The 20923-nt window shown below is 69.1% G+C and carries 18 protein-coding genes and 2 tRNA genes; 8 read left to right on the plus strand and 12 right to left on the minus strand.

What is annotated here, in order from left to right; all coding sequences use genetic code 11:
* The first annotated feature begins 51 nt into the window (after positions 1-51).
* Together OG764_RS18575 and OG764_RS18580 are read left to right on the plus strand one after the other, a co-directional pair.
* The gene (locus tag OG764_RS18575; protein ID WP_328969546.1) at positions 52-954 is read left to right on the plus strand and encodes a class I SAM-dependent methyltransferase; all 903 of its coding nucleotides are present in this window, start codon (positions 52-54) and stop codon (positions 952-954) included.
* Positions 947-1783, plus strand: a complete 837-nt coding sequence (locus tag OG764_RS18580) for a cysteine hydrolase family protein (protein WP_328969547.1) — start codon at positions 947-949, stop codon at positions 1781-1783. Before OG764_RS18575 ends, OG764_RS18580 begins: the two co-directional genes overlap by 8 nt.
* Positions 1784-1867: 84 nt before the next feature.
* On the opposite strand, the gene OG764_RS18585 is transcribed toward OG764_RS18580, so the two are convergent.
* Positions 1868-1940, minus strand: a tRNA-Ala gene (locus OG764_RS18585).
* A 158-nt stretch (positions 1941-2098) separates the two neighbouring features.
* On the opposite strand from OG764_RS18585, the gene OG764_RS18590 reads away from it, so the two are divergent.
* Both OG764_RS18590 and OG764_RS18595 read left to right on the plus strand, forming a co-directional pair.
* Complete coding sequence (locus tag OG764_RS18590) at positions 2099-2647, plus strand: helix-turn-helix domain-containing protein (RefSeq protein ID WP_328969548.1); 549 nt, start codon at positions 2099-2101, stop codon at positions 2645-2647.
* A 27-nt stretch (positions 2648-2674) separates the two neighbouring features.
* Entirely contained in the window at positions 2675-4192 is a 1518-nt protein-coding gene (locus OG764_RS18595) for a serine/threonine-protein kinase (protein WP_328969549.1), read from the plus strand.
* A 205-nt stretch (positions 4193-4397) separates the two neighbouring features.
* Here OG764_RS18595 and OG764_RS18600 read toward each other — a convergent pair whose 3' ends face one another.
* The 11 genes from OG764_RS18600 to dnaA form a co-directional block, all read right to left on the minus strand.
* Positions 4398-5693, minus strand: a complete 1296-nt coding sequence (locus tag OG764_RS18600) for a hypothetical protein (RefSeq protein WP_328969550.1) — start codon at positions 5691-5693, stop codon at positions 4398-4400.
* 122 nt (positions 5694-5815) lie between these two features.
* Positions 5816-5950: a DLW-39 family protein gene (locus tag OG764_RS18605; RefSeq protein ID WP_208809277.1), complete on the minus strand. Its 135-nt coding sequence runs from the start codon at positions 5948-5950 to the stop codon at positions 5816-5818.
* A 146-nt stretch (positions 5951-6096) separates the two neighbouring features.
* Positions 6097-6170: transfer RNA gene (locus tag OG764_RS18610), tRNA-Ile, on the minus strand.
* Positions 6171-6263: 93 nt separating this feature from the next.
* Entirely contained in the window at positions 6264-6893 is a 630-nt protein-coding gene (locus OG764_RS18615; protein ID WP_328969551.1) for a DUF3566 domain-containing protein, read from the minus strand.
* 3 nt (positions 6894-6896) lie between these two features.
* On the minus strand, positions 6897-9491 hold the full coding sequence (gene gyrA / locus OG764_RS18620; protein WP_328969552.1) for a DNA gyrase subunit A: 2595 nt from the start codon (positions 9489-9491) through the stop codon (positions 6897-6899).
* Positions 9492-9532: 41 nt separating this feature from the next.
* Complete coding sequence (gene gyrB, locus OG764_RS18625) at positions 9533-11593, minus strand: DNA topoisomerase (ATP-hydrolyzing) subunit B (protein ID WP_328969553.1); 2061 nt, start codon at positions 11591-11593, stop codon at positions 9533-9535.
* 302 nt (positions 11594-11895) lie between these two features.
* Positions 11896-12441, minus strand: coding sequence for a DUF721 domain-containing protein (locus tag OG764_RS18630; RefSeq protein WP_328969554.1), 546 nt, complete (start codon positions 12439-12441; stop codon positions 11896-11898).
* Positions 12438-13574 carry a DNA replication/repair protein RecF gene (gene recF, locus OG764_RS18635; RefSeq protein WP_328969555.1) on the minus strand — a complete coding sequence of 379 codons (1137 nt, stop codon included), beginning with the start codon at positions 13572-13574 and terminating at the stop codon, positions 12438-12440. The genes OG764_RS18630 and recF overlap by 4 nt, the downstream gene beginning before the upstream one ends.
* 34 nt (positions 13575-13608) lie before the next feature.
* A complete protein-coding gene (gnd, locus tag OG764_RS18640) occupies positions 13609-14580 on the minus strand; it encodes a phosphogluconate dehydrogenase (NAD(+)-dependent, decarboxylating) (RefSeq protein WP_328969556.1) in 972 nt (323 codons plus the stop codon).
* Between the two features lie 76 nt (positions 14581-14656).
* A complete protein-coding gene (gene dnaN, locus OG764_RS18645; RefSeq protein ID WP_328969557.1) occupies positions 14657-15787 on the minus strand; it encodes a DNA polymerase III subunit beta in 1131 nt (376 codons plus the stop codon).
* A gap of 1008 nt (positions 15788-16795) precedes the next feature.
* Positions 16796-18640: a chromosomal replication initiator protein DnaA gene (dnaA, locus tag OG764_RS18650; protein WP_328969558.1), complete on the minus strand. Its 1845-nt coding sequence runs from the start codon at positions 18638-18640 to the stop codon at positions 16796-16798.
* Between the two features lie 352 nt (positions 18641-18992).
* On the opposite strand from dnaA, the gene rpmH reads away from it, so the two are divergent.
* The 4 genes from rpmH to yidC are packed head-to-tail and all read left to right on the plus strand — an operon-like array spanning position 18993 to position 20914.
* Positions 18993-19130: a 50S ribosomal protein L34 gene (rpmH, locus tag OG764_RS18655; protein ID WP_030457638.1), complete on the plus strand. Its 138-nt coding sequence runs from the start codon at positions 18993-18995 to the stop codon at positions 19128-19130.
* 21 nt (positions 19131-19151) lie between these two features.
* Positions 19152-19529 (plus strand): ribonuclease P protein component, encoded by a 378-nt coding sequence (rnpA, locus tag OG764_RS18660; protein WP_328969559.1) that lies wholly within the window; start codon positions 19152-19154, stop codon positions 19527-19529.
* Entirely contained in the window at positions 19526-19807 is a 282-nt protein-coding gene (gene yidD, locus OG764_RS18665; protein WP_443055977.1) for a membrane protein insertion efficiency factor YidD, read from the plus strand. The genes rnpA and yidD overlap by 4 nt, the downstream gene beginning before the upstream one ends.
* A gap of 3 nt (positions 19808-19810) precedes the next feature.
* Positions 19811-20914: a membrane protein insertase YidC gene (yidC, locus tag OG764_RS18670; protein ID WP_328969560.1), complete on the plus strand. Its 1104-nt coding sequence runs from the start codon at positions 19811-19813 to the stop codon at positions 20912-20914.
* The last annotated feature ends 9 nt before the right edge of the window (positions 20915-20923 follow it).

Consider the following 20923-nt stretch of genomic DNA (forward strand, 5'->3'; position numbering starts at 1 on the left):
GTTTCACGTGAAACATCGCCCCGCCCGACCCGAGGACACGAGGAACCACCGATGACTTCCGCATCCGGCTACGCCGCCACCGCCCGCGCCTGGGTGGACCGCTGGGACCGCCAGCAGGAGACCTTCCTGCCCGAACGCGAGGCCCAGTTCACCGCCCTCGTCGACGTCGTCGAGGAGACCGCCGGCCGCCCCGACCCCCTGGTCGTCGACCTCGGCTGCGGCCCCGGCTCCATCGGCGTCCGCCTGCTGCGGCGCATCCCCGCCGCCACCGTCGTCTCCGTGGACGCCGACCCGCTCCTCATCGAACTGGGCCGCGCCGCGTACGCCGGCACCGAAGGCCTGCGCTTCGCCGACGTCGACCTCCGCGACCCCGACTGGGCGGCCGCGCTCGGCCTCGACCGGCAGCCCGACGCCGTCCTCAGCACCACCGCCCTGCACTGGCTCGCCCCCGACGTCCTCGCCTCCCTCTACGGCGGCCTCACCACCCTGCTCCGGCCCGGCGGCATCCTCGTCAACTGCGACGAACTCGAACGCGACCGCACCGCCTCCCCCGTCCTCTCCCGCCTCGACCGCGCCCTCCTCACCCGCGAACGGGCCCGCCGCGCCCGCCCGGACGCCGCCGACAGCTGGTACGGCTGGTGGCAGGAGGTCCAGGCCGAACCCGCCTTCGCCGCCGCCGTCGCCGAACGCACCCGCCGCGGCTACGACGGCGAGAACCACAGCGACCTCTCCGCCGCCTTCGCCGTCCACCTCGAAGCCCTCCAGAAGGCCGGCTTCGCCGAGGTCGGCACCCTCTGGCAGCGCGGCGAGGTCCGCCTGCTGTGCGCCGTCACCCACTCACCCGACAACGCCGCCGCCTTCGACGAGCCTCACACCCACAACCACGCGCCGACCACCCCCACGGGCCACGACACCTCCACCGACGCCCCCGGCCCCGGAGCAGCCGGTGCGTGACCTCGCCCCCACCCCCCTCGGCCCCACCCCACACGGCCTCGCCCCCCTCGGCCCGACCCCGCGCAACACCTGGCACGCCTCCGCCACCGACGCCGACCTGCGCCGCCCGGCCGCACCCGGCCACCCGGTCACCGTCCCCGCCGCACCCCAGCGCCTCACCCTGGACCTCGCCCGCACCGCGCTCCTCGTCATCGACATGCAGAACGACTTCTGCTCCCCCGACGGCTGGCTCGCCTCCATCGGCCTCGACGTCTCCGGCGCCGCCGGCCTCACCCGGTCCATCGCCGCCCTGCTGCCCCCGCTGCGCGCCGCCGGCGTCCCCGTCATCTGGCTGAACTGGGGCGCCCGCCCCGACCGGGCCAACATCCCGCCCAACGTGCTCCACGCCTACGACCTCGCCGGCACCGGCCAGGGCATCGGCTCGTACCTGCCCGGCGCCCGCACCCCCGTCCTCGAAGAAGGCAGCTGGGGCGCCGCCGTCGTCGACGGCCTCATCCCCGCCGAAGGCGACCTGCACATCGCCAAACACCGGATGAGCGGCTTCTTCGACACCCCGCTCGACTCCGTGCTGCGCAACCTCCGCGTCGACACCCTCCTGTTCACCGGGGTCAACGCCGACCAGTGCGTCATGGCCACCCTCACCGACGCCGCCTGCCTCGGCTACGACGCGGTCCTCCTCGAAGACGGCGTCGGCACCACCTCGCCCGACTTCTGCCTCCAAGCCACCCTCTACAACGTCCAGCACTGCTTCGGCTTCGTCGCCCGCGGCAGCGACCTCACCGCGGCCCTCACCACCGCCGCACCCGCCCCCGGCCCGGACCCTTCATGAGAACCCCATGAGAATCCCCGCCGAGCAGGCGTGAAAAAAGACCCCTCCGACCGCGTTTCCGCAGGTCGAAGGGGTCTTCGAGGGTGGAGCCTAGGGGAGTCGAACCCCTGACATCTGCCTTGCAAAGGCAGCGCTCTACCAGCTGAGCTAAGGCCCCGAGCAGCGAAGGCGACCGGCACGGACAACCGCGCGGCCACTTCCGCAGAACAGAGTACCGGGTTACCCCCCCGATACCGCAAAAGGATAGGGACTCCCGGTGGGCGACCACGCTCCGTAAGATGCTCGCGAGGTTCGCACCAGCGAAGGGGAGTAGTAGTGGACGCAGTGCAGCAAGAGGCCACGGCGAGAGCCAGAGAGCTTCAGCGGAGTTGGTACGGGGAGCCGCTCGGCGCGCTCTTCCGCCGACTCATAGATGACCTCGGCTTGAACCAGGCTCGCCTCGCTGCCGTGCTCGGCCTGTCGGCGCCCATGCTGTCCCAACTCATGAGCGGACAGCGGGCCAAGATCGGCAACCCGGCCGTCGTCCAGCGCGTCCAGGCCCTCCAGGAACTGGCGAGCCAGGTCGCCGACGGCAGCGTGAGCGCAGCGGAGGCCACCGACCGCATGGACGAGATCAAGAAGACCCAGGGCGGCTCGGTGCTCAGCAACACCGGTCAGACCACCACGAGTTCCGGCGCACCCACCGTCAAGCGCGTGGTCCGCGAGATCCAGTCGCTGCTCCGCTCGGTCTCGGCCGCCGGAGACATCATCGATGCGGCCGACACCCTCGCCCCGACCCACCCGGAACTGGCAGAGTTCCTCCGGGTGTACGGCGCCGGCCGCACCGCCGACGCGGTGTCGCACTACGAGGCGCACCAGGGCTGACACCGGACGGGGAGCGGGCGCAGCGCGATGGGTGAGGTCTTCGCGGGCCGGTACGAACTGGCCGATCCGATCGGGCGGGGCGGCGTCGGCGCAGTCTGGCGGGCCTGGGACCACCGGCGCCGGCGTTACGTCGCCGCCAAGGTGCTCCAGCAGAGCGACGCCCACACCCTGCTGCGGTTCGTGCGGGAACAGGCGCTGCGCATCGACCACCCCCACGTGCTGGCCCCGGCCAGCTGGGCGGCGGACGACGACAAGGTCCTGTTCACCATGGACCTGGTGCGCGGCGGCTCCCTCGCCCATGTCATCGGCGACTACGGGCCGCTGCCGCCACGGTTCGTGTGCTCGCTGCTGGACCAGCTCCTGTCCGGACTGGCGGCGGTGCACGCGGAGGGCGTGATCCACCGGGACATCAAGCCCGCCAACATCCTCATGGAGGCCACCGGAACCGGGCGGCCGCACCTGCGGCTGTCCGACTTCGGGATCTCCATGCGGAAGGGCGAGCCCCGGCTCACCGAGACCCACTACGTCGTCGGCACCCCCGGCTACTTCGCCCCCGAACAACTCCTCGGCGAAGAACCCGACTTCCCGGCCGACCTGTTCGCCGCCGGACTGGTCGCCCTGTACCTGCTGAAGGGTCAGAAACCCGACTCCCAGGCCCTGGTGGAACACTTCCTGGCCCACGGCACCCCGGCGGCCCCGCAGGGCGTCCCCGAACCGCTCTGGCAGGTCATAGCGAGCCTCCTGCAGCCAGACCCGCTACAGCGCTTCCGTACGGCCACCGGCGCCCGCAAGGCCCTCGCCGAGGCCGTAGAACTGCTGCCGCCCACCGGACCCGACGAGGAACCCGTCGAGGTCTTCGACCAACTGGGTCCGCTACCCCCCGGCTTCGGCCCCGACGGCCCCCTGCGCCCCCCTCCGGCGGCCACCACACCCCCCGCCGCCCCGGCCCCGGCCCCCGCCGCCCCCACGGCCTTTGGCGCCCCGCCACCGGCCGCTCCGGCCGCTCCTGAGTTCCCGCACCCCGCCGCGCCCGCGAAACCGCCTTCCGGGCCGTACGCAGGCGCCGCCACGCCGACCGCGGACGCACCGGGTGTGCCCACGCAGACGGCCTTCGGCGCTGTTTCACGTGAAACATCACCCCCGCCCGAGGCCGCCCCCGCCACGCCGCCCGTCCCGGCCCCATACGCATCACCGTCACCATCGCCGTCACCCTCGAACGGGCCACCCTTGTACGGGCCACCCCTGTACGGCCCGACGACGCACGGCCCCACAACCCACGGCCCGACGGCATACGGGCCAAAGGCGTACGGGCCACCCGAGTACGGGCTGCCCCCGCAGACACCCTCCCCGGACGCGCCCGTTGCGGAGACCGGCAGCTTCCGTCTCGCCCCGCCCGAGCCCACAAGGCCCTACACGGCCCCTCAGCGGCTCCCGCAGGCCGTGCCCGCTCCCCGGCCCGGCCCGCCGGCCAAGGTGGCCGTACCGGTTCTGCTGCTGGCCCTGGTGTGCTTCGCCGTGGGGTTCTGGGCACTCAGCCAGTCCTGACACGCCGCTGCCCGGCGCTCAGCCGGCGACCCCGACACCCCCGTCGGGGCGCTCAGCGACCCGCAGACGCCCGTGGGGGGCTCAGGCGACCCGCAGACCCCTGTCAGGGCGCTCAGCCGACCCCCAGGCCCCCATTGGGCCGCTCAGAAGGCCCTGAGTCCCCCTTGGGCGCTCGACCCCCGCCCCCGACAGTCCGTTGCTGCACTCAGCCGGGCCCGGGGCCCCTGCGCCGCGCCAGCAGCGCCCATCCACCCAGTCCCAGCAGCAGCGCCGCGCCGGTGCCGATGCCGCCCGCCGCCACGGTCCTCATCACCGAGCGCCGGTCGGCGGACTCCCGGGCCTCCACCGCCGTGAGGCCCTCGTCCGCCGCCGCACGGTCCGCGCCGGACACCCCGAAGCCCGCCGCGACGGCGTCCTCCGCGTACGGCGGAGCCGTGGCCGGGCCGCCTTCGGTCCGCACCCGCAGGGTGAGCGGCAGCGCCTCCGCGTCGGCCACGAACTCACCGACCTTCGCACCGACCGTGACGGCCAGGTAGTACCAGCCGGCGAACCCCGTCCCGCGCACCCGCCCGTCGGTCGAGAAGCGGTTGTCGTACGCGACCGGCGCGGTCCGGCCGAGGGCCGCCATCGCCTGCTTCCCGTCGTACGGGGCGCTCTCGGAGGCCACCAGGGCCCGGGCCGGGTTGTAGAGGCTCACGGACAGCCCGCTGCCCGCGTACCCGTGCTCCTTGGTCGTCCTGGGCGCCTTTGCCAGCTCCGCGCTCACGCTCAACTGCCGCCCCCATTCGACCGGGACGCGGTAGAAGCGGGTCTGTCCCGGATGCAGGCCGTCCCGCCAGGCGCCCGTGTGCAGGGCGCGCGCGTCGTTGAAGCCGGTGCCGCCCGCGCGGACCGTCCCCGCCTCCGGCGGCAGCACCGGGACCGCGGAGGGCCACCCGCTGGGTGCCGGTCCGGGCGCGGTGCCGGTGGTGAGTGCGGGCTCGCGCATCACGGTCAGCTCGACCGGCCACGGCTCCCGGTCCGAATCCTTGCCGGAGGTGCGGACCAGTTTCACGTAATAGAGCCCGGCATCCTGGCAGTCGGCGTCCTCCCGGAGGCGGCGCACCGCAACGTCGGTGATCGGGCGGGGCTGTTCCGAGGCGAAGATCCCGCGGTCGCCGCTCCCGCACTCTCGGCCGCCGGCGGTCATCAGCACCACGTCGATGCCGTCCCCGTACGCAACGGCCGTCCCCGGCCCGGGGCGTGCCACCGCGGCCGCGTACACGCTCGACCGGGCGTCGAGGCTGATCCGGTAGAACCGCTCACCGGGCGCGACGGAGTCCTCGTAGCTCCCGCCGGTCTCCAGCGCGGGCGCCGTGGCCGTGCTGTCCGCGCCCCTGACCTGCCGCGCGCCCGGCGCTGTCACGTACGGGTACGCGTCCGCCGCGAAAGCCGGCGCCGGCAGCCCGCCGAGCAGTCCCAGGGCCGCGCCCGCCACCGCCACCACGCGGATCCGACTCATCCCACACCACCCCGAATTTGCCAGCGCAACCTAAACTTTGCAAAACGGAACTTACTGCCCCAGAACAGCACAAAGCCCCGGCCGCAGCGGCAGCCGGGGCTTCATGAACTCAGCCGGGGGTCTCACACACCGGAACCAGAAGGCACGGAGTCGGTTGCCTCCGTCCACAGGTCCTGCTCGGCGCGGTCCGCCTGGATCTGGCGGTACACGAGGAGACCGCCGATGGCGGCCAGTGCGACCAGGAGCAGCTTCTTCACCGCGCGACCTCGTCTTTCGTTGACGTAGGGGACTTCTGGCGCCCGACTATACACACCGACCGATATCGATTGGTTACCTGGGAACGACCCCGACGCACAACGGCAACGGCCCGGCGGAGAATCTCCGCCGGGCCGTTGCCGTCTTGTGGGGCTAACAGGATTTGAACCTGTGGCCTCATCCTTATCAGGGATGCGCTCTAACCAACTGAGCTATAGCCCCGCCGCGCTCGCGCGCTGACCTCTGAAGATTAGCGCACACACCCGGGAGTTCCCAAATCGCAGGTCACAGGGGGTCGAGCGGGCCGTCCGAGGACTACTCGTCCTCGGCCAGCGTCAGCTCCACACCGCCCACGAAGCCCGCGGACAGGTTGTAGATGAACGCGCCCAGCGTGGCCAGAGCCGTCGCCAGCACCACGTCGATCACTGCGATCACCGAGGTGAAGATGATGACCCGCGGCAGCGAAAGGAACGACTGCAGATCAAAACCATTGCTCTCGTTCGACCCCGTGGCCTCGCTGATCGTGCCGCCGACCGTCGAGAACACGCCCATCGCGTCCATGACCATCCACAGCACCACCGAGGCCACGATGGTGCACACGCCCAACGCGATCGACAGCAGGAAGCTGACCTTCATCACCGACCACGGGTCGGCCTTGGCCACCCGCAGCCGCGCCTTGCGGGTACGCGGCTGCGTACGGGCCGTCCCGGCACGCGCCACCCGCTCACCGCCGGGCGACGCCCCCGGGCCGGTGCCCGAGGCCGCGTACGCCTGCGGCGGGTGGTACGGCTGCGCGGCCTGCGGCTGCGCCTGCGGCCCTCGCGGGTCCGTCACGGTCCTCCCCCTGCCTTCGGCGGGGGCAGCCCCACCCTGAGACTCCGCGGCGGGGCCACGGGCACCGTTCGCTCCGGTGGTGGCCGACCCGGCGCCCGTGGCTCCAGTCACGCTTTACTCCTCGTGCTCCCCGGCCGGGGCTTCGGTGCCCTCGGCGGCCTCGGCGGCCAGTCCTTCGACTGCGTCGGTCTCGTCGACCTCTTCAGCGTCCTGACCGGCCTCGGCGTTACGAGCGATGCCTACCACGGCATCGCGCTTCCCCAGGTTGATCAGCTGGACGCCCATGGTGTCACGGCCGGTCTCCCTGACTTCGTTGACTCGCGTACGAATCACACCACCGCTGAGCGTGATGGCGAGAATCTCGTCGCTCTCGTCGACCACCAGCGCGCCGACGAGCGAACCCCGGTCCTCCACGATCTTGGCGGCCTTGATGCCCAGGCCACCACGACCCTGGATGCGGTACTCGTCGACCGGCGTCCGCTTGGCGTAGCCGCCGTCGGTCGCGGTGAAGACGAACGTACCCGGGCGCACGACGCTCATGGAGAGCAGTTCGTCACCCTCGCGGAAACTCATGCCCTTCACACCGGACGTCGCACGGCCCATCGGGCGCAGCGCGTCGTCCGTCGCGGTGAAGCGGATCGACTGGGCCTTCTTGCTGATGAGCAGCAGGTCGTCCTCGGCGGACACCAGCTCCGCACCGATCAGCTCGTCGTCACCGCCGTCCGCGGTCTCCCGCAGGTTGATCGCGATGACACCGCCCGAACGCGGCGAATCGTAGTCCTTCAGCGCCGTCTTCTTCACCAGGCCGGCCTTCGTGGCCAGGATCAGGTACGGCGCCGCGTCGTAGTCGCGGATCGCGAGGATCTGGGCGATCTTCTCGTCCGGCTGGAACGCCAGCAGGTTCGCCACGTGCTGCCCGCGCGCGTCACGGCCGGCATCCGGCAGCTCGTACGCCTTCGACCGGTAGACCCGGCCCTTGTTCGTGAAGAACAGCAGCCAGTGGTGGGTGGTCGACACGAAGAAGTGGTCGACCAGGTCGTCCTGCTTCAGCTTCGTGCCGCGCACACCCTTGCCGCCGCGCTTCTGCGACCGGTAGTCCTCGGTCTTGGTCCGCTTGACGTACCCGCCGTGCGTGATCGTGACGACGATGTCCTCTTCGGCGATCAGGTCCTCGATGGACATGTCACCGTCGAACGGCACCAGCTTCGAACGCCGGTCGTCGCCGAACTTCTCGACGATCGCCGCCAGCTCCTCGCTGACGATCGAACGCTGCTTCTCCGGCGAGGCCAGGATCGCGTTGTACTCGTTGATCTTCGCCTGGAGCTCGTCGTGCTCCGCGACGATCTTCTGACGCTCCAGCGCCGCCAGCCGCCGCAGCTGCATCTCCAGGATCGCGTTCGCCTGGATCTCGTCGATCTCCAGCAGGCCCATCAGGCCCTCACGCGCGATCTCGACCGTGTTGCTGCGCCGGATCAGCGCGATGACCTCGTCGATCGCATCCAGCGCCTTCAGCAGGCCGCGCAGGATGTGCGCACGCTCCTCCGCCTTGCGCAGGCGGAACTTCGTACGCCGGACGATGACCTCGATCTGGTGCTGCACCCAGTGCCGGATGAACGCGTCGATCGACAGCGTCCGCGGCACACCGTCCACCAGCGCCAGCATGTTCGCGCCGAAGTTCGTCTGCAGATCCGTGTGTTTGTACAGGTTGTTCAGCACGACCTTGGCGACGGCATCGCGCTTCAGCACGATCACCAGACGCTGACCCGTCCGCGACGAGGTCTCGTCGCGGACGTCGGCGATCCCGCCGATCTTCCCGTCCTTCACCAGGTCGGCGATCTTCTGCGCCAGGTTGTCCGGGTTGGTCTGGTACGGAAGCTCCGTCACCACCAGGCACTGGCGGTTCTGGATCTCCTCGACCTCCACCACCGCACGCATCGTGATGGAGCCGCGCCCGGTCCGGTACGCCTCCTCGATGCCCTTGCGGCCCACCACCAGCGCACCCGACGGGAAGTCAGGACCCTTGATCCGCTCGATCAGCGCGTCCTGGAGCTCCTCGTGCGAGGCCTCCGGGTGCTCCAGCGCCCACTGCGCGCCGGCCGCGACCTCGCGCAGGTTGTGCGGCGGAATGTTGGTGGCCATACCGACCGCGATACCTGCACTGCCGTTGACCAGCAGGTTCGGGAAACGCGCCGGCAGGACCGTCGGCTCCTGGTTGCGGCCGTCGTAGTTGTCCTGGAAGTCGACGGTCTCCTCGTCGATGTCCCGGAGCATCTCCATGGCCAGCGGCATCAGCTTGCACTCGGTGTAGCGCATCGCGGCCGCCGGGTCGTTGCCCGGAGAGCCGAAGTTGCCGTTCGAGTCCACCAGCGGCATGCGCATCGACCACGGCTGCGCCAGGCGGACCAGGGCGTCGTAGATCGAGGTGTCACCGTGCGGGTGGTACGTGCCCATGACGTCACCGACGACGCGCGCACACTTGTAGAAGCCCTTCTCGGGCCGGTAGCCGCCGTCGTACATCGCGTACAGCACACGACGGTGCACCGGCTTGAGGCCGTCCCGTACGTCGGGCAGCGCGCGGGACACGATGACGGACATCGCGTAGTCGAGGTAGGAGCGCTGCATCTCCGTCTCGAGCCCGACGGGCTCGATCCGCAGCACAGGCTGGTCCTCTTCGGTGTTCTCGGAGGTGGGAGTGGTTTCGTCGGCCATCGCTGGTCAAAAATCCTTTCAGGCGGTCAGCAGAGACCGACTCAGATGTCGAGGAAGCGAACGTCCTTGGCGTTGCGCTGGATGAAGGAGCGCCGGGCCTCGACGTCCTCACCCATCAGCACCGAGAACAGGTCGTCGGCCTGCGCCGCGTCGTCCAGCGTGACCTGGCCGAGGACGCGGTGGTCCACGTCCATCGTCGTGACGCGCAGCTCCTCCGCGTTCATCTCGCCCAGACCCTTGAAGCGCTGGATCGAGTCTTCCCTGATCCGCTTGCCGTTCTGCTTGCCGAGCTCCACCAGGGCGTCGCGCTCCCGGTCCGAGTACGCGTACTCGAAGTCGTCACGACCCCACTTGATCTTGTACAGCGGCGGACGCGACAGGTACACGTGCCCCGCCTCGACCAGCGGCCGCATGAAGCGGAACAGGAACGTCAGCAGCAGCGTGTTGATGTGCTGACCGTCGACGTCGGCGTCCGCCATCAGAATGATCTTGTGATAGCGGAGCTTCTCGATGTCGAAGTCCTCGTGCACACCCGTACCGAACGCACTGATCAGCGCCTGGACCTCGGTGTTCTGGAGGATCTTGTCGATCCGCGCCTTCTCGACGTTCAGGATCTTGCCGCGGATCGGCAGGATCGCCTGGTACATCGGATTGCGGCCCGACTTCGCACTGCCACCGGCCGAGTCACCCTCGACGATGAAGATCTCGCACTTCGTCGGATCGTTCGACTGACAGTCCGACAGCTTGCCCGGCAGCGAAGCCGACTCCAGCAGACCCTTGCGACGCGTCAGGTCACGCGCCTTGCGGGCCGCCACACGCGCCGTCGCCGCCTGGATCGACTTGCGGATGATGTCCGAAGCCTCCACCGGATTCCGGTCGAACCAGTCGTTCAGGTGCTCGTGCACGACCTTCTGCACGAAGGTCTTCGCCTCCGTGTTGCCCAGCTTGGTCTTCGTCTGACCCTCGAACTGCGGCTCACCCAGCTTGATCGAGATGATCGCCGTCAGACCCTCGCGGATGTCCTCGCCCGCAAGGTTGTCGTCCTTCTCGCGCAGCAGCTTCTTCTCGCGCGCGTAGCGGTTCACCAGACCCGTCAGCGCCGCACGGAAGCCCTCCTCGTGCGTACCGCCCTCATGCGTGTGGATCGTGTTCGCGAAGGAGTACACACCCTCCGTGTACTGCGAATTCCACTGCATCGCGATCTCGACCGAGAGCATCCGCTCCTTGTCCTCGGCCTCCACGTCGATGACGGTCGGGTGGATCAGCTCACCCTTGCGCGAGTTCAAGTACGTCACGAAGTCGACGATGCCGCCCTCGTAGTGGTACTTCACCGTCCGCGCCTGGTTCTCCTCGGCCTCCTCGGGGGAGTCCGCACCCACCGTCGCCTTCGCCGACTCGCGCTCGTCGGTCAGCGACAGCGTCAGGCCCTTGTTCAGGAACGCCATCTCCTGGAAACGCCGCGACAGCGTCTCGAAGGAGTACTCGGTCGTCTCGAAGACATCGGGATCGGCCCAGAACGTCACCGACGTACCGGAATCAGCGGTCTCCTCGTTCTTCGCGAGAGCCGCCGTCGGGACACCCAGCTTGTAGTCCTGCGTCCAGCGGTAGCCGTCACGCTTGACCTCGACCGCGACCCGCGTCGACAGCGCGTTCACGACGGACACACCGACACCGTGCAGACCACCGGAGACGGCGTAACCGCCACCGCCGAACTTGCCGCCCGCGTGCAGCACCGTGAGGACGACCTCCACGGCCGGCTTCCCCTCGGACGGCACGATGTCGACGGGGATACCGCGGCCGTTGTCGACGACGCGCACGCCGCCGTCCGCCAGGATCGTCACGTCGATGGTGTCCGCGTGCCCGGCCATCGCCTCGTCGACCGAGTTGTCGACGACCTCCTGGACCAGGTGGTGGAGCCCACGCTCACCGGTCGAGCCGATGTACATACCGGGCCGCTTGCGGACCGCGTCCAGACCCTCCAGGACCTGGATGTTGCTTCCCGTGTACGAGGCCCCCGCGGCCTCGCCGCTCGCGTCGGCTGTGGACTTGTTCTCGTTGGGGTTGCCGGAATCGGCCACGAAGCGCCCTTTCTGGCACAGCACAGGCCGTACTCCGGGCCAGCAGGCATGCAAGCAGGAGCGGCTGCGTCGTTCTGCGTTGTCAGCGTTCTCAGCGGGATCCCGCAGAAGAACGGGATTCTCCCCCAGTCTACCGGTACCACGGACATGAATGGGGGTTTGCCGGTACCTGAGTCCGCATGTGCCGCCCTGAACCCATGTCGCCCGACTCCCCATATCCGGGAAGGGGCCCAAAGAGGCTCACACGGGCATCCAGCCCTTCGAGCTGTCAACCTCCGGCGACCGTGCGGGACACCACACCTCCCACACCCCACAGCCGGCACCCATCACCCGTACGTATCCCCAGGTCCCGTACTCCCCGGCGCCCTCAACGGCCCCCACCGACGCCCCCCACCACCCGGCGGCAGCACCTTGATGAACCGCACCGTTCCCTGCCCCAGCTGCCCGTTCAACCGCGCCACAAGCTGCGGAGTCAGGTGCCTGAGCTGCACCATCCACGCCGACGAATCACACCGGACCGTCAGCTCCCGCTTCTCCGGATCCGCGTCGTACGCCTCCGGCCGGCAATGCGCCGCCACATCCGGACCCACGATCTCGTCCCACCGCTGCATCACACCGGCCACCGCCATCGGCTGCTCCCAGCCGTGCTCGGTCCGCATCCGCTCCAGCGCCGCCCCCAGCCGCATCGGATCCCGGCCGTCCGCCCGCGCACCCGACCGCAGCCCGCCCTGCCGCGCCCGCTTCCGGTCGTTCACCGCCGCGCCCCGCGCCCGCGCCGCCTCCTTCGCCGCCGCGAGCGCCTGCCGGGCCAGATCCACACCCGACGGCTCCGGAACCTTCCGCGGCTCGCCCTGCGCGTCCTTGTCGTTCACAGCCGGGTCACCTCACCGCCCGCAACCGCGTACCGAGCACCCACCAGCACACCCGGAACGTCATCGTCCACCGCCGCCGTCACCAGCACCTGCTCACCCGGCGCCACCAGCTCCGCCAGCCGCTCCCGACGCCGCGCGTCCAGCTCCGCGAACACGTCGTCCAGCACCAGCACCGGCTCGCTGCCCTCCGCCCGCAGCAGGTCGTACGACGCCAGCCGCAGCGCCAGCGCGTACGACCAGGACTCCCCGTGACTCGCGTACCCCTTCGCCGGCATCGCGCCCAGGCTCAGCACCAGCTCGTCACGGTGCGGACCGACCAGCGTCACACCCCGCTCGATCTCCTGCTTCCGGGCCTCGCCCAGCGCCTGGGTCAGCGCCGTACACAGCTCCTCACGCGTGCTGTGGACAGCCGAGTCGACCGCCTCGCCCACCGAACTGCGGTACGCCAGCCCCAGCGGACCACCGCCGGGCGCCAGCTGCTCGTACGCCTTGTCCGCCAGCGGCTGCAGCGTCGCGATCAGATCCAGCCGCTGCGCCAGCAGCTCCGCCCCGGCCCGCGCCAGATGCTGGTCCCACACGTCCAGCGTCGACAGGTCCATCGACCGCCCGCCGTGCCGCCGCGCCATCGCCGCGGACTTCAGCAACGTGTTGCGCTGCTTGAGGACCCGCTCGTAATCGGACCGGACCGCCGCCATCCGCGGCGACCGCGCCGTGATCAGCTCATCGAGGAACCTCCGCCGCTCCCCGGGATCACCCTTGACCAGCGACAGGTCTTCGGGCGCGAACAGCACCGTCCGTACGATCCCCAGCACGTCACGCGGCCTGACCTGCGAGGACCGGTTGATCCGGGCCCGGTTCGCACGCCCCGGATTCAGCTCCAGCTCCACCAGCTGCTGCCGCTCGCCCTGGGTGACGGCGGCCCGGATCACGGCCCGCTCGGCGCCCATCCGCACGAGCGGCGCGTCCGAGGACACCCGGTGGCTGCCGAGGGTGGCCAGATAGCCGATGGCCTCGACGAGATTGGTCTTGCCCTGCCCGTTGGGCCCCACGAAAGCCGTGACGCCCGGGTCGAGCGGAACCTCGGCCCGGGCGTACGAGCGGAAGTCGGCCAGCGACAAATGCGAAACGTGCATGGTGCGCCGACCTCCCCCGGCTGCTGCTCTGTCGTTACTTCTTCTCGACCGCGTGGCCGCCGAACTGGTTGCGCAGCGCGGCGATCATCTTCATCTGCGGGGAGTCGTCCTGACGCGAGGCGAAACGCGCGAACAGGGACGCGGTGATCGCGGGCAGCGGCACCGCGTTGTCGATCGCCGCCTCGACCGTCCAGCGGCCCTCGCCCGAGTCCTGCGCGAAGCCCTTGAGCTGCTCCAGGTGCTCGTCCTCGTCCAGCGCGTTGACCGCCAGGTCGAGCAGCCAGGAACGGATGACCGTGCCCTCCTGCCAGGACCGGAACACCTCGCGGACGTCGGTGACCGAGTCCACCTTCTCCAGCAGCTCCCAGCCCTCGGCGTAGGCCTGCATCATGGCGTACTCGATGCCGTTGTGAACCATCTTGGCGAAGTGGCCGGCGCCGACCTTGCCGGCGTGCACGGCACCGAACTCACCGGCCGGCTTGAGCGCGTCGAAGATCGGCTGGACGGCCGCGACGTGGTCCTTCTCGCCGCCGTACATGAGCGCGTAGCCGTTCTCGAGGCCCCACACGCCGCCGGAGACGCCGCAGTCGACGAAGCCGATGCCCTTGGCGGCGAGCTCCGCGGCGTGCTTCTCGTCGTCGGTCCAGCGGGAGTTTCCGCCGTCGACGACGATGTCGCCCGGGGAGAGCAGCTCGGCGAGCTCGTCGATCGTGGACTGGGTCGCCGCACCGGCGGGCACCATGACCCACACGACGCGCGGGCCCTGCAGACCGTCCACAAGTTCGCGCAGGCTGTGGACATCTGCGAGGTCCGGGTTGCGGTCGTATCCGATGACGGTGTGGCCTGCGCGGCGGATGCGCTCGCGCATGTTGCCGCCCATCTTGCCGAGACCGACGAGACCGAGCTCCATCAGGTGGTTCCTTAAGCGTTGAGGCCGACTTTCCCGGGGATTCCCGGGCTTTCTCCCGGCTCCGAGCCTACGCCGGGCGCGCGGGCCCGGCCCCACAGGAGTCGCAAGGCCCGGCCCCGCGCGTCGCGGAACCGGGCCTGAGCTGCGAGGACCTGGGCCGGAGGACCGTCGGTCAGCCGGACAGCCGCACCGGCATGATCAGGTACTTGTACGCCTCGTCCGCTTCGGCGTCGACGGCGGGGCGGCCGCTGAGCAGCGCCGGCTTGGTCGAGGTGGTGAAGGAGAGCTGGGCGACCGGGGAGTCGATGGCGCTCAGGCCGTCGAGCAGGAAGGTCGGGTTGAAGGCGATCGAGATGTCGTCGCCCTCCAGCTTGGCGTCCACACGTTCCACAGCCTGTGCATCGTCGGAGGAGCCGGCCTCCAGGATCAGCACGCCCTGCTCGAAGCTGAGGCGCACCGGGGTGTTCCGCTCGGCGACGAGGGCGACGCGCTTGACGGCCTCGACGAACGGCGCGGTCTCGATCACGGCGATGGAGTTGAACTCCGTGGGGAACAGCGTCCGGTACTTGGGGAGGTCGCCCTCCAGCAGCCGGGTGGTGGTGCGGCGGCCGGCGCCCTCGAAGCCGATGAGGCCTTCGCCGGCACCGGAGCCGGACAGCGCCAGGGTGACCGTGTCACCGCTGGTCAGGGACTTGGCGGTGTCCAGCAGGGTCTTGGCGGGCACCAGGGCGACGGCGGAGGCCTCGGGGTTCTCCGGCTTCCACAGGAACTCGCGGACCGCGAAGCGGTAGCGGTCGGTGGAGGCCAGGGTGACGCGGTCGCCTTCGATCTCGATGCGCACACCGGTCAGCACGGGCAGCGTGTCGTCGCGGCCGGCGGCGATGGCCACCTGGGCGGCGGCGGAGGCGAAGACCTCACCGGGGACGGTGCCGGTGGCGGTGGGCATCTGGGGCAGTGCCGGGTACTCCTCCACGGGCAGGGTGTGGAGGGTGAAGCGGGAGGAGCCGCAGACGACGGTCGCTCGTACACCGTCTGTGGAAATCTCGACCGGCCGGTTGGGCAGGGCGCGGCAGATGTCGGCGAGCAGGCGGCCGGAGACCAGGACGGTGCCGTCCTCCTCGACGTCCGCGTCGACGGAGACCCGGGCCGAGACCTCGTAGTCGAAGCCGGACAGGCTCAGGGAGCCTTCCTCGGCCTTGAGGAGGAGGCCCGCGAGAACGGGCACCGGCGGTCGGGCCGGAAGGCTACGGGCCGCCCACGCCACCGCCTCCGCGAGTACGTCGCGTTCCACCCGGATCTTCACCGGAACCGCCTCCTGCTGTTGCTGGCTCGCCCTGCTGGCCTTCGTCGTCGGCTGGATGCCGGAGACCAGTCTGACGTACGGCGCCGACAGTCGGTGCTGCTGCCCGTCAAGTCGGGCCCGAGTCGCCGGGGAGGCCGAGGAGCGAGTTGTGCACAGGCCCTGCTTGAAAACCGATTCCGAGCTAACTCTCTATGGGGGTAGTAGTAGGCCCTGTGGAAACGGTGGATAACCCGGTTTCCGCAGGTCACCCCCGCTTTTTTGTCCCCAGACCCTGTGGGTGACACCGGTGGACAACATGCCCTGCTTGTGGAGAACAAAAAGTTCTGCACAGTCCGTCCCCAGGACGGGCCGTTTACTCCACAGATCCGTCCCCAGCTTTACCCGGCTTGCCCACAGCCCAACCGTCCACGTTGGTGTGACGCCTTTCACTCCGGGCGGTGACGGGGGCCGTTTCGTTGCCGAACAGTGGACAACGGTGTGGAGAAGGAACCCCGAGCTGTGCACAAGCCGCCCTGCCCTGTGGGCCACCGGTGGACAACATTGTGGGCGGACCTGTGGACAGATTTTTTGTCCACAGGCTGTGGATTACTTTCGCCCACATTTTCACAGCCTCCTGACCTGCGCTGATGGTCCCTCACCCTGCTTGCCTGTGGATGGATTGTGGGTAGTGAGCTGACCCCACAGGGTGTGGACGACAAAAACTCACCACATCTGTGGGTAACTTGCGTAACCACCTCACTAATCGAACGGACTGCTCGTATGTCCACCGGCTTGTCGGCCTCCCGACGCGCCCCGGACGCCTGGCAGAAGCCCTCCGGACGCCCTCCGGAAGCCCTGCAGAAGCCCCCGGATGCCCCTCGGATGCGTCCGCGCCCCCGTCCCCCGTCGCCTCCGAGCGGCTTCCGATCGCGCTTCCAAGTCCCCTCTCCGGGCTATGCCGAAGGGGCGCTCGGGAGGTCTCCCGGAGCGCCCCTTCGGTTCGCGTGCGGGGCCCGTGGTGGGCCCGTGTCAGCCGTTCTTGATGCGGTTGGTGAGCTCGGTGACCTGGTTGTAGATGGAGCGTCGTTCGGCCATGAGGGCACGGATCTTGCGGTCGGCGTGCATCACGGTGGTGTGGTCGCGGCCGCCGAACTGGGCGCCGATCTTGGGGAGTGAGAGGTCGGTGAGTTCGCGGCACAGGTACATGGCGATCTGCCGGGCCGTCACCAGGACCCGGCTGCGGGAGGATCCGCAGAGGTCGTCGACGGTCAGCCCGAAGTAGTCGGCGGTGGCGGCCATGATCGCGCCGGCGGTGATCTCGGGTGCGGCGTCCTCGCCGCCGGGGATGAGGTTCTTCAGTACGTCTTCGGCGAGTCCGAGGTCCACGGGCTGCCGGTTGAGGCTGGCGAAGGCCGTGACGCGGATGAGCGCGCCTTCCAGTTCGCGGATGTTGCGCGAGATCCGGGAGGCGATGAACTCGAGGACCTCCGGCGGGGCGTTGAGCTGTTCCTGGACGGCTTTCTTGCGCAGGATCGCGATGCGCGTCTCCAGCTCGGGCGGCTGGACGTCGGTGATGAGGCCCCACTCGAAGCGGTTGCGCAGGCGGTCTTCGAGGGTGACGAGCTGCTTGGGCGGCCGGTCGGAGGAGAGGACGATCTGCTTGTTCGCGTTGTGGAGCGTGTTGAAGGTGTGGAAGAACTCCTCCTGCGTCGACTCCTTGCTCGCGAGGAACTGGATGTCGTCGACGAGCAGGATGTCCATCTCGCGGTAGCGCTTGCGGAACGCGTCGCCCTTGCCGTCGCGGATGGAGTTGATGAACTCGTTGGTGAACTCCTCGGAGCTCACGTACCGGACGCGGGTGCCGGGGTAGAGGCTCCGCGCGTAGTGCCCGATGGCGTGCAGCAGGTGGGTCTTGCCGAGTCCGGATTCTCCGTAGACGAAGAGCGGGTTGTACGCCTTGGCGGGTGCTTCGGCGACGGCGACCGCGGCGGCGTGCGCGAAGCGGTTGGAGGCGCCGATGACGAAGGTGTCGAAGAGGTATTTGGGGTTGAGCCGGGCGGTGGGTTCGACGGGTCCGGACGAGGAGCCGGACGGGGCCGGCGGGGGCGCGGCGGGGCCGACGCCGCCGCCGGGGCGGCCGGGCTGCTGTTCGGAGCGGTCGGGGCGCTGCTGTTCGTACGGCTTGGGTTCGTACGGGTACGGCTCGTACGGGGGCTGCTGGTCGTAGCCGTGCTGGGGCTGCGGGGGCGTGGAGTACGGGTCGCGTTCGGGGAAGCCGCCGAGGCGGGGCTGCTGCCAGCCGTATTCGTCCTGCTGCTGCGGCCGGGGCCAGGCGCCGGGGCGCTGCTGCTGGTAGTCGGGGTAGGCGGGGCGGACGGTGGGGAGCTGGTCGTCGCCGTGGCGTTGCCCGTAGTTCTCGTAGCCGTCGCGGCGGTCCTGGTCGCGCCGGTCCTGGTCGCGCCGGTCGTGCTCGCGGCCGTCCTGGTCGCGGCGGTCCTGCTGCCGGTCTTGGTCCCGTCGGTCCTGCTGCCGGTCCTGTTCGCGCCGGTCCTGCTCTTCGTAGCGGGGCTGGGGCGTGGGCGGGGCCGGGGCGGGTTCGCCGACGGAGTCGTCGACGGTGATCGCGATCCGGATCGGCCGGCCGCATTCCCGGCTGAGGGTTTCGCTGATCAGTGGGGCGAGGCGGCCTTCGAGGACCTGCTTGCCGTATTCGTTGGGAACCGCGAGGAGGGCGGTGTCGGCGACGAGGGCGAGCGGCTGGCAGCGCTCGACCCACTGCTGGTCTTTGGGTTCGATCCCTTGCGTGCCGTCTCCGAGCAGCTGGTCGAGGACCCGTGGCCACACTGCGGCAAGATCGGCAGGTACGTCAGCCACAGGGCACGCTCTCTCACAGGTCCCACGAATGTGTGGTTCTTTGGGACGGTCGGGACAAAAAAATGCGGGGTCAAGCCAAGGTAGTCAGCGTGACGGCTACGGTTCAAGTTGTTGTCCACAGGCTGTGCACAGTGTGGGGCGCATCCGGCTCGGTTTGACCGGATGGCGTAGCCGCGCGTACCGTAACGAGGTCGAGTTGTCGATGGCTGCTGCCGCCTGCCTACCGATGGGCGAAGGTCACTATTAGTGATCGTTTAGCGGTGCCACTCGGGCGATACGCGAGTTTCTCGTGGGCGCACGGTGACAGCCAGGCGATGTCCCGCCACAACGATTCATTCTCTGGAGCCCCCGAGTGAGCAAGCGCACCTTCCAGCCGAACAACCGTCGTCGCGCCAAGACCCACGGTTTCCGTCTGCGTATGCGTACCCGTGCCGGCCGCGCGATCCTCGCGAACCGTCGTGCCAAGGGTCGCAGCGCCCTGTCCGCGTAATCGCGCACAGGTCATGACGTCGTGCTGCCTACCGAACATCGGCTGAGGCGGCGCGAGGACTTCGCGACCGCGGTACGACGAGGGCGTCGGGCTGGACGCCCGCTCCTCGTCGTCCACCTACGTACCAGCGGTGCAACGGACCCGCACGAGCCGGGGGACTCTGCTTCCCCGACGCGTGCGGGTTTCGTCGTCAACAAGGCAGTGGGCGGAGCCGTCGTCCGCAACCAGGTGAAGCGCAGACTGCGGCACCTGATGCGCGAGCGGCTCTCCGTTCTGCCCCCCGGTAGCCTGGTGGTGGTTCGCGCGTTGCCCGGATCGGGTGACGCGGACCATGAACAGCTGGCCCGGGACCTGGATGCCGCTCTGCAGCGGCTGCTGGTGGGAGGCGCGGCTCGATGAAGTACCCGCTGCTCGCTTTGATCAAGCTGTACCAGTGGACGATCAGTCCGCTGCTCGGGCCGGTGTGCCGTTATTACCCCTCGTGTTCGCACTACGGGTACACGGCCATCGACCGGCATGGTGCGGTGAAGGGGACAGCTCTCACCGCCTGGCGGATTCTGCGGTGCAATCCGTGGTCGCCGGGTGGTGTTGATCATGTCCCAGCTCGTAAACGCCCGCGTTGGCATGAACAGCTGCGCAGTGCGTTGCGTAGACCTCGCAATGCTCAAGGAGCCTGATTAGTGGACACGATTGCCAGTCTGTTCAGCTTTATCACCACACCTGTTTCCTGGGTCATCGTCCAGTTCCACAGCGTGTACGGGGCTATTTTCGGTCCTGACACGGGCTGGGCCTGGGGCCTGTCCATCGTGTCCCTGGTGATCCTGATCCGTATCTGCCTGATCCCGCTCTTCGTGAAGCAGATCAAGGCGACGCGGGGCATGCAGGCGCTCCAGCCGAAGATGAAGGCGATCCAGGAGCGCTACAAGAACGACAAGCAGCGTCAGTCCGAAGAGATGATGAAGCTGTACAAGGAGACGGGTACCAACCCGCTCTCCTCGTGCCTTCCCATCCTGGCGCAGTCGCCGTTCTTCTTTGCGCTGTACCACGTGCTCGCGAGCATCGCCAACGGCAAGACCATCGGCGTGATCGACCAGCCGCTGCTGGAGAGTGCCCGTCAGGCGCACATCTTCGGTGCTCCGCTGGCTGCGAAGTTCACGGACAGCGCTGAGAAGGTCGCCGCGCTGAACGCTTCGATCACGGACGTCCGGGTCGTCACCGCGATCATGATCGTGCTGATGTCGCTGTCCCAGTTCTACACGCAGCGCCAGCTGATGCAGAAGAACGTGGACCTGTCGGTCAAGACGCCGTTCATGCAGCAGCAGAAGATGCTGATGTACATCTTCCCGGTGATCTTCGCCGTGATGGGCATCAACTTCCCCGTCGGTGTTCTCGTCTACTGGCTGACCACCAACGTGTGGACCATGGGCCAGCAGATGTACGTGATCAACCAGAACCCGACGCCGGGTTCGAAGGCTCAGGACCACTACCTGTCGCGTCTGCTGAAGCACGTCAGCTCGCACGGTGAGGTGAAGGGCCGGCGCCGGAAGAACATCGTCGCCGCGATCGTCGCCAAGGGTCCGGACCGCAACGACAACGAGCGCCGGTTCATCACCGCGCTGTCGAAGCAGGGTCTGGCGGCGCAGGCCGACGGCAGTGTGATCAAGAGCTCCGAGACCACGGCGGACGCGGATGCGGCGAGCGGTGGTCTGGCGAAGCGGCAGCAGCCGAAGCGCCAGAGCAAGTCGCAGCGGCAGAATCCCCCCAAGCCCTCTTCCAAGAAGTAAGAAGGAGTC

This window comes from Streptomyces sp. NBC_00239 (assembly GCF_036194065.1).
Taxonomy (GTDB): Bacteria; Actinomycetota; Actinomycetes; order Streptomycetales; family Streptomycetaceae; genus Streptomyces.

Excerpts from the sequence above, each read along its gene's own strand:
- OG764_RS18595 (WP_328969549.1), top strand. The coding sequence starts at position 2,675 with ATGGGTGAGGTCTTCGCGGGCCGGTACGAACTGGCCGATCCGATCGGG.
- OG764_RS18575 (WP_328969546.1), top strand. The coding sequence starts at position 52 with ATGACTTCCGCATCCGGCTACGCCGCCACCGCCCGCGCCTGGGTGGAC.
- recF (WP_328969555.1), bottom strand. The coding sequence starts at position 13,574 with ATGCACGTTTCGCATTTGTCGCTGGCCGACTTCCGCTCGTACGCCCGG.
- OG764_RS18600 (WP_328969550.1), bottom strand. The coding sequence starts at position 5,693 with ATGAGTCGGATCCGCGTGGTGGCGGTGGCGGGCGCGGCCCTGGGACTG.
- yidD (WP_443055977.1), top strand. The coding sequence starts at position 19,526 with ATGAAGTACCCGCTGCTCGCTTTGATCAAGCTGTACCAGTGGACGATC.
- gyrA (WP_328969552.1), bottom strand. The coding sequence starts at position 9,491 with ATGGCCGACGAAACCACTCCCACCTCCGAGAACACCGAAGAGGACCAG.